Annotated in this window: 14 protein-coding genes; 5 read left to right on the plus strand and 9 right to left on the minus strand. The window is 62.9% G+C overall.

The window, feature by feature from the left end:
• Window positions 1-640: 640 nt before the first annotated feature.
• A complete protein-coding gene (locus tag ACFWPH_RS00060; protein WP_378747176.1) occupies window positions 641-1429 on the plus strand; it encodes a hypothetical protein in 789 nt (262 codons plus the stop codon).
• Window positions 1430-1513: 84 nt separating this feature from the next.
• On the opposite strand, the gene ACFWPH_RS00065 is transcribed toward ACFWPH_RS00060, so the two are convergent.
• Window positions 1514-2497: a hypothetical protein gene (locus tag ACFWPH_RS00065; RefSeq protein ID WP_378747177.1), complete on the minus strand. Its 984-nt coding sequence runs from the start codon at window positions 2495-2497 to the stop codon at window positions 1514-1516.
• Window positions 2498-3015: 518 nt separating this feature from the next.
• On the opposite strand from ACFWPH_RS00065, the gene ACFWPH_RS00070 reads away from it, so the two are divergent.
• Window positions 3016-3366, plus strand: coding sequence for an ADP-ribosylation/crystallin J1 (locus ACFWPH_RS00070; protein WP_378747178.1), 351 nt, complete (start codon window positions 3016-3018; stop codon window positions 3364-3366).
• A gap of 205 nt (window positions 3367-3571) precedes the next feature.
• Here the strand turns inward: ACFWPH_RS00070 and ACFWPH_RS00075 are convergent, their stop codons facing one another.
• On the minus strand, window positions 3572-3721 hold the full coding sequence (locus ACFWPH_RS00075) for a hypothetical protein (protein ID WP_378747179.1): 150 nt from the start codon (window positions 3719-3721) through the stop codon (window positions 3572-3574).
• 126 nt (window positions 3722-3847) lie between these two features.
• On the opposite strand from ACFWPH_RS00075, the gene ACFWPH_RS00080 reads away from it, so the two are divergent.
• Window positions 3848-4294, plus strand: a complete 447-nt coding sequence (locus ACFWPH_RS00080) for an NUDIX domain-containing protein (RefSeq protein WP_378747180.1) — start codon at window positions 3848-3850, stop codon at window positions 4292-4294.
• 65 nt (window positions 4295-4359) lie between these two features.
• Here ACFWPH_RS00080 and ACFWPH_RS00085 read toward each other — a convergent pair whose 3' ends face one another.
• The 3 genes from ACFWPH_RS00085 to ACFWPH_RS00095 are packed head-to-tail and all read right to left on the minus strand — an operon-like array spanning window position 4360 to window position 6854.
• Window positions 4360-5013 (minus strand): hypothetical protein, encoded by a 654-nt coding sequence (locus ACFWPH_RS00085; RefSeq protein WP_378747181.1) that lies wholly within the window; start codon window positions 5011-5013, stop codon window positions 4360-4362.
• Between the two features lie 12 nt (window positions 5014-5025).
• Window positions 5026-6174, minus strand: coding sequence for a radical SAM protein (locus ACFWPH_RS00090; protein ID WP_378747182.1), 1149 nt, complete (start codon window positions 6172-6174; stop codon window positions 5026-5028).
• A complete protein-coding gene (locus ACFWPH_RS00095; protein ID WP_378747183.1) occupies window positions 6171-6854 on the minus strand; it encodes a hypothetical protein in 684 nt (227 codons plus the stop codon). The genes ACFWPH_RS00090 and ACFWPH_RS00095 overlap by 4 nt, the downstream gene beginning before the upstream one ends.
• A gap of 169 nt (window positions 6855-7023) precedes the next feature.
• Here ACFWPH_RS00095 and ACFWPH_RS00100 point away from each other — a divergent pair, with 169 nt between their 5' ends.
• Both ACFWPH_RS00100 and ACFWPH_RS00105 read left to right on the plus strand, forming a co-directional pair.
• Window positions 7024-8418 (plus strand): helix-turn-helix domain-containing protein, encoded by a 1395-nt coding sequence (locus tag ACFWPH_RS00100; RefSeq protein ID WP_378747184.1) that lies wholly within the window; start codon window positions 7024-7026, stop codon window positions 8416-8418.
• Window positions 8415-9299: a phosphotransferase family protein gene (locus tag ACFWPH_RS00105; RefSeq protein WP_378747185.1), complete on the plus strand. Its 885-nt coding sequence runs from the start codon at window positions 8415-8417 to the stop codon at window positions 9297-9299. The genes ACFWPH_RS00100 and ACFWPH_RS00105 overlap by 4 nt, the downstream gene beginning before the upstream one ends.
• 42 nt (window positions 9300-9341) lie before the next feature.
• Here the strand turns inward: ACFWPH_RS00105 and ACFWPH_RS00110 are convergent, their stop codons facing one another.
• The 4 genes from ACFWPH_RS00110 to ACFWPH_RS00125 form a co-directional block, all read right to left on the minus strand.
• Window positions 9342-10334: an amidohydrolase family protein gene (locus ACFWPH_RS00110; protein WP_378747186.1), complete on the minus strand. Its 993-nt coding sequence runs from the start codon at window positions 10332-10334 to the stop codon at window positions 9342-9344.
• 1 nt (window position 10335) lies between these two features.
• On the minus strand, window positions 10336-10857 hold the full coding sequence (locus tag ACFWPH_RS00115) for a 3-hydroxyanthranilate 3,4-dioxygenase (RefSeq protein ID WP_378747187.1): 522 nt from the start codon (window positions 10855-10857) through the stop codon (window positions 10336-10338).
• A gap of 58 nt (window positions 10858-10915) precedes the next feature.
• Window positions 10916-11302 (minus strand): RidA family protein, encoded by a 387-nt coding sequence (locus tag ACFWPH_RS00120; RefSeq protein ID WP_378748188.1) that lies wholly within the window; start codon window positions 11300-11302, stop codon window positions 10916-10918.
• A gap of 111 nt (window positions 11303-11413) precedes the next feature.
• Entirely contained in the window at window positions 11414-12220 is an 807-nt protein-coding gene (locus tag ACFWPH_RS00125) for a 2-keto-4-pentenoate hydratase (protein ID WP_378747188.1), read from the minus strand.
• Between the last annotated feature and the right edge of the window lie 30 nt (window positions 12221-12250).

The following is a 12250-nucleotide window of genomic DNA, read 5'->3' on the forward strand; positions in this document are numbered from 1 at the left end:
GGGGGGGGAAAACAGGGCGTTTGGGGTGGGGGCTTTGCGGGGGGGAGGGGGGCTGGGGGGGGGGGGGGGGGGGGGGGGGGGGGGAGACAAGGGGCCGGCCCCCCCCCCCCCCCCCCGCCACGCAACCGGCCGGGCCTGGCTGCGCTGGCGGCCCAACCGGGCGCGGCGGCGACACGCTGGCACTACCCGCTACCGACCCGAGATGGTTGATTTTCGATAACCGAAAAGTGTGGGCACGACGAGAGCCGTACCCGACTTGCTCTCCCGCAGCCCGAGCACGAATCGGCCGGCAACGCCCGGGATGACTGGCCGTGGTCCCGTCCCACCGAGTTGCCGAACACGTGAATCGACCCGTTCTCGAGGCGGTGTGCGCGACCTCCGGCCGCGTGGCCCTGCTGACTGGTGGCCTGCATCGTGTTCCCGCGCCCCTCCACCCTCAAGGGCGCCTACGGCGTCAGCTCCGCTGATGGCTATCGCCACCCTTGACCGCGGAGCCTCTACGCGAGAAGGGCAGGCCCTATTGGGGCAGGCGGGTAGCCAGCCCCATCTATGCGCAGACCACCACCCAGCACGCCCATGACGGTCGACTCCGCGTTGTTGCTTCCAGTCCGGCCGCGAGTACTGGTGCAACAATAGGTACATGAGTAGCGAGGACGCCGATCGTGCAGCTGAGATTCAGCATCTGATGCGTATTGGGGGGAATGTAATAGCCTTCATAACCAACTCGGCAGACATGCTTAACCGTACCTATTTTGCCATTAACTTAGGGCGAGAAGCCAAAGTGCTTGCATGGGCTACTTCCACTGCCCTCGGTTTTATATCCGAAGCCCCTCAAGAGTATTTAGATATCACAAATGACATAAGGAAATATTCTGACAGCATCACTCAAAAAATAGAGGAAAACCCCGAATGGCTCGAACTCACTCCAGATGGAATCCCAATCTTGCACGCCACGCAGCTCATTGGAATATGGGGCTCTCTGGAAAGCTTCGTCGGCGACATATTTAAGGCGTCACTCAAATATCGCCCCGAGCTCTTGGATGGGAAAGCTTTCGAAAAAATAAATCTACCGGTAAGCCTGATCGCAAGAGACTCCGACGAGCTCTACTCCACGATTTATCAACGTGTTCTGCCTCCTGGTAGCGGGCAGATCGGGAAGCTAGAAGACGTTCTAAACATGGTCAACCTCGGCGGACCGATCGACGCAAATCTAAAGAAAGAGCTTCACAGCGCCCACCAGATCAGGAATCTCTGGGCTCATAATGCGGGTATTGCGGACGGGCATTTTCTGGAACAATGCTCCTACCTGGGCTACCGATTGGGTGACACGGTGGAGATCACTGCGGATAGATACAAATCGCTAACTCAGGCCATAGTCGATTATGTCTCAGTGATATTGGATCGGATCAACAAGCGGGGGTTCGTGTAACGGAAGACCGAGGTGCCGGGGGCGTTGGATCGAGCATTGGGCATCCCCGGCTACCAGTACATGGATCAAGTTTTAGATCGCGCTTTATTCAATTCTTAGAGGTTTTCCACACCGACTTCCGTAGATGGCCGGTACATCCGCAGGAAGCGGGCATCCCTTCTTTACAAACGCCGTCGCCAGGGCTAAGGCACCCTTGCTTTCGGATTCCGTAGGTTCGTGAGGGCCCGTGCCCCTATTGGAATGGAGGACACTGTTCCTTAGTCCCACCAATTTCGGACTCAAGTCCGGGTCAATTGAGTACCCAGTTTTGCGCAGCAAATCCACCAGCTTACCCAGCGTTAGATTCCCGCTCTCCATCAGATGCTTGGCGATATCTGGAGGCGTACTGCGCGTAAGTTCCGAGTCCAGTAATTGGTATCCGATTATCTCCACGGCACCACTGGCGTCGATAACCGCACGCCGGAACTGGCCTACTCTATGAAGCGCCCGTGCTTCGTTCAGTAGCTTCCATGCAAGAGGTAGATCAATTCCGGCACCCGCCTTATCGAAGCAATATCCCATGACCGCCTTATCGGCGCGCACCCATTCAAGATCGCGCGGAATATTGAATTTGCTAAAGGTGCGAATGAAACTAGGACTCGCCCCATCGGGAATCTCGTACATGAACGTCTTGTTCTCGTACAATAGCGGACTTTGGTGACCAACAAATACGGTAGGTTGACCCGTAGTTACTGCCAGCCATTCCATGCTGGTTTTTAACCACATATCTGTTTCAGAGTTCAACGATTCACCCTCGGCACGCGCCACGTCATCCGCGATAAGGGCAAACCGTAGGATATCGGCAGCATCCCTGCTTTCTACTGCTACACCCCAGTCAACCTGAGCGCTCGGGGCCTTGAGCGCTTTGGGCCGCTGGAGCATTCGGTCACGATCCACTGTGTCGAGATCGGCCGGAAAGTGCACGGTAACCGAGTGGCCTGCGACTGCTGTCGGGAACTCTTGACCGATGACGTCAAGGGTGCAAGACCAGTATCTCTCCAGTGGACACTGCCACTCGATTGTGCTCACATGCTCTCCTGATTGATCCGCCGACCAGTGGAAGTTCTGTAGCCGTGCGACTTCCAGTTTCTTTCCCGATCGGACCAGCCACGCTCGGCGTTACATTTCCAGCGCCACGCAGGATCCCCATGCATTAGGGCGACGGTCCCGTTCTCCCAGGTCGGTAGCGGGACCAGAACGGGACCACACGATAGAGACGCCGGCAAACAAAACCCACGTCATTGACTTACCGCACACCATCAAAAACCGTCCGTGACCAGCTAATTCATCGCCCGGGCCGACCTGGGGGTCAAGCGGTCGCAGCTTCAACTCCTGGCAGTTCCACCGCCACACGGAATGCCGCCCTCTGGCACACGAGCCGCTTTCGGAACGTCGAGGCCCAGGTGTAGGTCTTTACGTTTTGGCCTCTGCTGAGTCCTGACGTCTGCCGAGAAGGTTTGGCGGATAATCCCGCCCGAATAAAGATTGGCTGTCCGCGGGTCACACCGGGCATGATTCCCCCGGACTGAGCGACCGAGGAAATGGCGATGGATGAACGTGAGACACTGACCCTGTGGCGGCCCACTGGGCCCGAGGAGTTGGCGCTGGTCGAGGCGTCGGGATGCACGGCGTGGCCGCCGCGGCTGCCCGAGCAGCCGATTTTCTATCCGGTGTTGAACGAGGACTACGCGATACGTATCGCACGAGATTGGAATGTTGCGGCATCGGGCGTCGGCTACGTGACCCGGTTCGAGATCGACGCTGATTTCGCGGCCAGGTATCCCGTCCGCCAGGCCGGCGGGCAAACGATCCTCGAACTGTGGGTGCCCGCTGAGGAACTCGAGGAGTTCAACCGCCACATCGTGGGCCGCATCGAAGTGGTGCACGAATTCCGGTAGGTTCGTAGTAGTTATCGGCTAACGTTCTCGAACGTCCTCGCCCAAGGCGCACTGGCTCCGGATGAATGCGCCCGTCTGGAGGGGGTGGCAGCACGTTCTAGCCGGGCTGAGTCCGAGGGGAGTCCACTCGATGTGGGCTCCTCTGAGCCTCACGGGCCAATTCGCTGATAACCGTAGCCAGTCTCACCCAACAGTGGCCCGGCCCTCAGCTGGTGTTATCGCCCAGCTCCGGCCAAGCTTCACGCATCGCCTTGGCCGTGCGCTGCAGGTTCTCCACTGATATGCGTTCGATCTGTATCCGCGGCGGCGGGTAGTGGTACCGGTCCTCTTCGAGCCGGCGGGGTAGTTCTTGCATCGACTCTCCAAAAATGTTGGCCGGTCCGGGCGATATGCGCCGAGCGCATATACCTGCGGTGAGTGCGGATTAGGTTGTTTAACGCGCGCTCGACTCAGGTGTGCGCATGAGAGATTGGGGTCGAGAATGACGGTTGCCGGCGAGCGACGACACAAGGTGATCGGTGACGTCCACCTATTGCTCACCGACGGTCAAGGGCGTGTGCTCTTCGGGCGGCGGGCGAACACCGGCTATGAGGACGGCGCCTATCACTTACCGTCGGGGCACTTGGAAGCCGGCGAGTCTGTGGTGGCTGCGCTGGTGCGGGAGGCGAAGGAGGAGATCGGGGTAACGATCAACCCGGGGGCCGTCGGCTTCGCCCACGTCATGCACAATTCCTCCTCCGGAGGGCGGGTGGCGTTCTTCTTTCAGGTCGAGCGGTGGGAGGGCGAGCCAGCGAATATCGAGCCGGATAAATGCGATGACCTCGTCTGGTTCGCTCTCGATACGCTCCCTGAGCGGATGATCCCTTACTGCCGAGAGGCGCTGCGCCACGTCGCGGACCGGCGGCAGTTCTCTACTTTCGGCTGGTAGGAGACCGCCGCGGGGTGTCCATCGCCTTTCTCGACGGCACCCCGCGGTGGTGTTCCTCGCTCGGCTCAGATGACGTTCCAGTCGGTGAGCGAGGTGACCAGTTCCTCGAATCGCTCGCCGGGCATTCGCTTGCGGAGCGTGTCCTCGGGAGTTTCCTTGGCGGCGCCGTATTGCCACCACGCTTTCTCGGTCTTGTTGTCCATCACAAGGAACCGATCCGTTTGGGCCGGACCGCGTACCACGACCGATGCGGTCCCGGGCTCGGCGACGACCGCATGGATCGCACTGTGGTGCAAGGTATAGCTGGTCTCGGGTTGCTCTAGACGGACGAGCATCGGGTCGAGGGTTATCGGGTTGAGTTCGGCGTGCAGATCCACCGGCTGGTAGATCCGATGCCGGTACTCGCCCCGCAGGATGTGGCTGGAGTATGTCCAGCGGTGGTTGTGCGGACGGTCGTGGTACCCGGGGCCGAAAACATGCAACCGGATCCGAATACCGGTCTCTGGGTCGTCGAACAGGACGAGCTTGTCGAGGATGTCGTAGTGCTCGCACAGAGCCATCAGCCGCGCGTCCTCGCGAATGGCCGACAGTCCGCGCCGAAGCAGATACCTGCTGCCGGTGATATGGGCGAAGCTCTTCCGTGTTGCCGAGTCGACGGCTTCCACGTCGTCCCAGTCCAGGCCGCGGAGGGGGTCGATCAGGGTCTCGAAGGTGAGCATGAGCGGGTTCTCCTATTCGGGTTTGGCGCTGGACTTCCAGAGCCGGCAGACGGGGACGATGTCGGGGTACTCGGAGCAGGAGCTGGCGCCCATCACGATCTGCTCGGCCGGGCAGCCACCGAAGCAGCCCGTGGACTTGCATCCACCGCAGGCGTCGTCGATCAGCGGCAGGCTGAACAGGTCGAACTCGTTGCTCTCGGTCTCCCGGTTGAGCCGGACGTGGTTGCCTTCCATCCGCGCGAAATACGAGTCGGTGTCGAACAGGTATGAGCAGACGTAGGCGCGGCCGTCGGGGAAGACGCTGATTCGATCCAGTGTGCGGCCGATGCATCCCTGGTATCCCTCGCCCGCGTAGCGATCCATCTGGTCGCGGCGGGCGTAGGTGGGCTGAAACCAGACCCGGGTCTCGTGCTCGGGTGCGACCCCTTCCAGGCGGTTGCAGAAATTCACCCATTCCGGCGGGGTCATGGCCATGTCCTCGTTGCCATGGCCGGTGCCGATGGTGCTGAACACGTGGTACTTCACCAGCGACGCACCGATCTCGTCGGCGATGGTGAGCAGGTTGAGAACGTCAGCCTCGTTGGCTTTGTTGACAGTGCAGATGATTCGAGTGTCGAAGCCTCGGTCGCACAGCTCGGCGGTGGTTTCCATTGCGATATCGAAGGTCCCCGAGCCACGGACTGCGTCGTGGGTGGCCGCGCTTCCACCGTCAAGGCTGACCTGCACGTAGGCGAAGTCCGACGGTTCTAGTTCGGTGAACTTCTTGCGGGCTGCCTGCTGGGCATTGGTGGTGGTGATGACGTGCCCGTAGCCGATTTTGCTTGCGACCTTGATGGACTCGACATAGAACGGGTGCAAGGTCGGTTCGCCACCGAGGATGGTCAGTTTGTCGCCGCCGAGCTTGCGCCACACTGTGAGGGTGTCGACGATCTGCTGGGGTGTCATCTTCAGGGCGCGCTCGAGCCGTTCGCCCATGTAGCAGTGTTCGCACCGCAGCTGGCAAGCCTCGGTGATATAGAGGTAGACGTTGCGGTAGCGGCCGTAGGGTACGCGGTCGACGTGATGGGGTTGGGTGGCATTCCAGTTCCGGGGCATGCGCGCGTGGCCGTAGCTGTCGCGTGGCGCAGAGGGGGCGGAGAGGGTCAGGGGAACGGTGGTCATGCTGTGTGGCTCCTGTGGTTCAGCATTGCGCCGACCAGCCGGGCCATCTCGGACGGCGGCTGGTTGGCGTTGAGGGTGGAGACGGGATATCCCGCGTTGGTGAAAGTTGTGCGTATCGCGTCGGTGCTGTCCTGGTGCCGACGACTCCGCGCTGCGAACAGCGAGGGCGCATCCCCTCGACGGGGATGCAGAAGACTCCCGCATCTGGCACAGGTCCACGAGTGCGGCGTGGTCGCTTCGGCCGGCATGCGTGGGTCGGAGATCGGGTCCTTCTCGCAGCTGTGGCAGACACGCCGCCGCTTGGCACGGCGCCTTCGAGTCCTGTCGTCGAGTAGCAACTCGACGGGTTCCAGAACGCACCCGGGAGCGATATCGACGACCGCGTCGATCAGCAGCTGGGTCTGGTCGCCCGTGCCAGGGAAGTTGTCCATCAGGACGGCGTCGACGTCCCCGTTCTCGGCTGCTTCCTCGAGGTAGCTGCGGACAGCCGGGTCGACGACACTGTCGTCGACCCACCCGAGCCGGTCGGCCGCCGACGTTGTCGCCACGAGGACATCGACCGGGACCTGCTCACGCAGCCGGAAGACCCGCCGTGATGGATCGGCACCGAGTGCAAGTGCGAGCGTGGACTTTCCTGCAGCGGGTGGCCCGAGAATGGGCACCACGATTGATAACCCCATATCGCCCCTTTCCAGATTCGATTTCCGGACTCGACGACGATCACCCACCGGGCGGGATATCGACTAACAGCCGTGTGTATTCGGCCTATGCGCGAGACGCATATCGACTGCATCCCACGGTGATAACGTCAGCGGAAACGGAAAGGCGTTGTGACATCAGCGGAGTGGGATGATGCGAATCGAGGAGCAGTACTGCGTTCACTGTGGTGGCCTGCTCAGCCGGTACAACCCGGGCCAGTGGTGCGGACTGTGCACCCAAACCACCATGGACGCACCCGCCGAGATGCCGGCGCAGTTCTGGTGGAGCGAACATATGCTGGCGGCGCTGTCAAGTTGGCATATGGGCCGGGTCATCTACGCATATCGCACGCATCCGATTCACGGTTCGCAGCCGATATCGCAGAAGAAGGTGGCCCACTGGCTCGACCTCACCCAAGCTCAGCTCAGTCGCATCGAGACGGGCGCCGCGCCTGAGTACTTGACCAAACTCATCCGGTGGGCGCAGATACTCCGTATCCCCGCCGAACTGCTGTGGTTCAAGGTGCCCCCCGCGTCTACGCTCGACGAAGTGAACCGCAACGAATTCCTGCGGGCCGCGGCGGCCGTCACGGCCACAGCAGCCGTCTCGCCTCACGGCCTTTCGCAACTCCTCAACGACACCCGATCCACTGCAATCCCTACGCGCGTCGGCGCCACCGAAATCGAACAGCTCCGTGCCGCCTCCGATCTTTTTGCGAGCTGGGATGCCCGGTACGGCGGCGCCCTGGTCCGTGAGGTCGTCGCGGCCCAGCTTCGCATGGCTGTGTCCTATCTGCACGCCGGGTGCTCGCCGGGAAAGCGCAGCGATCTGTACGCCGCTGTGGGATATCTGAGCCACACAGCAGGTTTCATGGCATTCGACGCCTGCGCTCACAAGGACGCTGCCGACATGTTCGGCCTGGCCCTCGAATGTGCAGAAGAAGCCGACGCCTGGCAGCTGCGCGCCAAGATCCTGTCCTCGATGGCGCGACAGGCCATCTGGACCGGCAAGCCGAAGGAAGGACTACGTCTCGCCACCAGAGCATTCCTGCACTCGGACCGGTTGACCGCTACCGAACGCGCCATGCTGTTCACCACCCAAGCCCGCGCATACGGCAAGCTCAGCGATGTCGACGCGGTCACCACCGCTGTCGGACACGCAGACGAACAGTTCAGCCACGCCGAACCTGCCGAAGATCCCGGCTGGATGGCCTACTACGACGCCGCCCAGCACGCCGGGGACACCGGGCACGCACTGTTCGACATCGCGATCAACGGAAAATTCCGCACCGAGGCCCGGACGCGACTGGAAACCGCGGTCACCGGCCACACCTCCCACGCCGAGCGATCCCGCACGATCTCGATGATCAAACTCGCCTCCCTGACAATGTCGACCGGCGACCCTGACGAAGCCACCGAGATCGGCACCGTCGCCGTCGGACGCGCGACCGGCCTCAAATCGATGCGCGCCGCCGAAGACGTCCACCAACTGCACACCTACGCACGCCGCGCAGGTGTCGACCTCGCACAGGCAGCCAGCGGGTGAGTGAGGAGACCCTGGGCGCCATAGCACGCGAAGCCTGCACCGCAGCCGGGCTGACGGACCTCGACGTTGTACCGATCAAGGTTTCGGAGAACGCCATCTACCGGCTTCCGCAGTCCCGCCTCGTCGTCCGGATCGCGAAGCCCGGGCAGCGTGCCGCTGCGGAACGCGAGCTGCTGATCGCCGATTGGCTTCGTCGCGCCGACGTGCCCGCCGTCGAACCGGCCGATATCCTGGCAACCTTCGTCATGGTCCGCGACCGGCCCGTCACCTTCTGGAAAGAGCTACCACCGCACCGCGGCGGCAGCGCCACCGAAATCGCGACGGCCCTGCGCAGACTCCATGCGCTCCACCCGCCCCGATTCTTGTCCTCAATCGACCCGTTCGTTCGGCTCGAGCAACGGATCGATGCGGCGATCATCCTGCCGGCCGAAGACCGCCAATGGCTCCATCAGCACCTCGACGACCTCCGCAACGCATGGTCGCACCGCATAGCCGGACGGCAGTGGGGACCTATCCACGGAGATGCATGGGAAGGGAACGTCGTCACCGCCGACGACGGCACGACCCTGTTCCTCGACTTGGAGCGCACATCCATCGGCCCGCCCGAATGGGATCTGACCTCGACTGCCATCAAGCACAGCTCATTCGGATGGATCGACGCGCAGCAGTACACCGAATTCGTAGCCGCATACGGCTACGACGTCACGAACTGGTCGGGGTTCGCGCTGCTGCGGGACATCCGCGAAATGCGGATGACCTGCATGGCTGCGCAGGCTGCCGCGCGGGAATCTTCGCGGCTCGCCCAGGCGCAGCTGCGCGTGGATTCCCTGCGTGGCCGCCGCGGTCAGCGGCCTTGGGACGGATGGGAAGCTATTCCGTGACGTGAGTGACAGGACACTCTCGAGCGTGTCGTGAGTGCCGGATCAGAGTCCCAGGAATCTTTCCGCGTTGCGGTGGGTGATCAGGTCGCGAGTGGCGTCACCGAGGAAATCGCTCTTGCGCACCACCTCACCAACGGGCCGCTCGCCCAGCGGGTACGGGTAGTCGCTGCCGACCATGACGCGTTCGGCGCCGACAGTGTCGACCAGCACCCGCAGGGCACGCTCGTCGAACACGACGGAATCCACGTAGAACCGCCCCAGGTAGTGGGACGGCGGGAACTCGGAGGTTCCGATGATGTCGTTGCGGCCGTGCCAGGCGTTCTCCGTGCGGCCGAGCCAGAATGCGTACGAGCCGCCGCCGTGGGCGAAGGCGATCTTCAGGCGTTCGTCGACGCGGTCGAAGACGCCGCCGAGGATCAGCGACAGGATCGACAGGTGGGTCTCCGCCGGCATCGAGGTGAGCCAGCGCGACATCCAGCGCTCCAGACGCGGGGAGCTGGGCATGTCCCACGGGTGCACGAAGACGGGGACGTCGCGGTCCGCGCAGTGCTGTAGGAACGTTACGATGCCCTCGTCGTCGAGGTCCCGGTCACCCACGTGGTTTCCGATCTCCACGCCCCGATGCCCGTTCTCCAGACAGCGGTCGAGTTCGGCGCAGGCCAGGTCGGTGTCCTGCAGTGGCACCTGACAGAACGGGATCATCCGGTCGCCCGCGGGTGCGGTGATCTCGAGGGCGAGGTCGTTGAAGATGCGGGCGATCTTCGCCGCCTGTTCCCCGGTGCGGCCGTAATTGAAGAAGGCCGGTGTCGGCGAGACGACCTGAGTGCGCACCCCGTCTGTGTCCATATCCTGCACGCGCACCGCGGCATCCCAGCAGTCCGACTGGATCCGCCGGAACTCCCTGGTGCCCATCATGATCATGGCGTCGTGCTCGGATTCGATCCGCAGCCACGGTGCGTCGGCGCCGGCCTCTGCGCTGATATCCGGCCACCCTCGGGGGACATAGTGGGTGTGGACGTCGATGATGTTGTTCACTTCAGCCTTTCCCGGGGTGGATTGCACCGCAGCTCGGGCATTTGTGCGCCGCCTCGTCCGCGTAGAACTGCGTGAAGACGGGCGGAAGGTCGTCGACGATGCTGCGCACCTGCAGCTCGATCTCGTGGACCAGTGCGTCACACTCGAGGCAGTACCACTGGAACTTCTCGAGGGTGCCCTCCTGACGGACCCGTTCGATCACGAGGCCGATCGAATCCGGGTCGGGGCGCTGCGGAGAATGCGGCACATTGCCGGGTAGCAGCCAGGATTCCCCTTCGCGGATGTCGATTCTGCGCGGCCCCTCGTCCGTCATGATGTTGACGTGGATATCGCCCTTGATCTGGAAGAACCACTCCTCGTACGGTTCTCGGTGGTAGTCGGTGCGCTCGTTCGGCCCGCCGACGATCTGGACGATGAAGTCCTCGCCGAGCGCCATGGTCCTGTTGTTGACCGGTGGTCGCAGCAGGTGCTCGTGCTCGGCGATCCAACCGTGGAAATTGATGACCTCCGGGATATGGGTCATGGCGTCTACTCCAAATCGCTTGTGGGGGGTGGTGCAGTGGTTCCGTTCCGAAATCGGCTCAGGTGGCCGTGGGCCGATGCGCGATCGCCTGGATCTCGATCAACAGGTGCGGGTGCGGCAGCTGGTGCACAGCCACTGTTGTCCGGGTCGGCCCGGATTCGTCGAAGTACTCGCTGTACGCCTCGTTGTAACCACCGAAATCGTTCATCGACACCAGGTAGGTCGTGATCTGCGCGACGTCTTCGAGTCCTGCGCCGACCTCGCGGAGAATCCCGCGGATATTCTCGATGACAGCACGCGTCTGTGCGCGGATGTCGAGGTCGGTGGTCCCCATCTCGTCGACCTGGACGCCGGCGAACGAGTTGTCGGGTCGGCGCGAGCTGGTACCGGAGACGAAGATGAGGTCCCCGACGACCTTGACATGCGGGAATCGTCCGCGGGGCACGGCGTGGCCCGCGAGGACTGCGCTGCCGGAATCGGATCCCTGACCCGGTCGGCTGCCGGCGGATGTATCGGCGTTGGTTGTCACGGTACGTTCTCCCTCATCGTCCTGTCGTCATCGTCGGACACCGGTCAGGCGCACGGTGCCGATCCCGGCGATCTCGCACTCGACGGTCGCTTCGGTCAGCGGCATCGCCGCGGTGGCCGCGCCGGCGAGCACCACGTATCCGGCGTGTAGCGGGATCCGCCGGCGGCGGCACATATCGAGCAGCGCGTGGAGTGCTGCTTCCGGGTCGCCGAGGATGGCCGCCGTCGTTCCGGTGGTCTGCTCATCGCCGACGCGCAGTCGCACCGCACGGTCGGCGGCCTCGCGCATGGGGCGCCATGTGCCCACGGCGAAGCCGGAGGCCGAGGTGTTGTCGGCGACGACGTCGGCGTAGGTGAATCGGAAGTCGCGGTAGCGCGAGTCGATGATCTCGAGGGCGGGCGCGATCGCGTCGACACAGGCCACGATATCGGTGTCCGGGTCGTCGAGGTCGGCCAAGGTGATGTCGCGTCCGATCCGGTAGGCCACCTCGGGTTCCACCTTCGGATGGATGTAGCCCCGCAGATCGGTTTCGCCGCCGTCGGCCACCTGCATCGCATCGGTGATGCGCCCGACGATCACGTCGGACACTCCCATCTGCGCCATTTTCGCCTTGCTGGTGAAGCCCAGTTTCACGCCGACGACGGTCTCACCGCGCATGGTCCGCAACCCGACGAGCGCCTCTTGCACCAGGTATGCGGTGTCGACGTCGAGGTCGACGCCAAGCGATGCGTCTTCTTCGAGGCTGGGGGTGTCGGTCGTCGACCTCTGCGCGTCGTCGAGCCGGCGCGCCAGCGCCTCGATGTCGTCAGGGCTCGCTGTCGTGGAGTTCGTCATTTCTTGCTCCAGGTATTTCGTGGATGTTCC

The organism is Nocardia sp. NPDC058499, assembly GCF_042719915.1.
In the GTDB taxonomy this organism is placed as follows: domain Bacteria; phylum Actinomycetota; class Actinomycetes; order Mycobacteriales; family Mycobacteriaceae; genus Nocardia.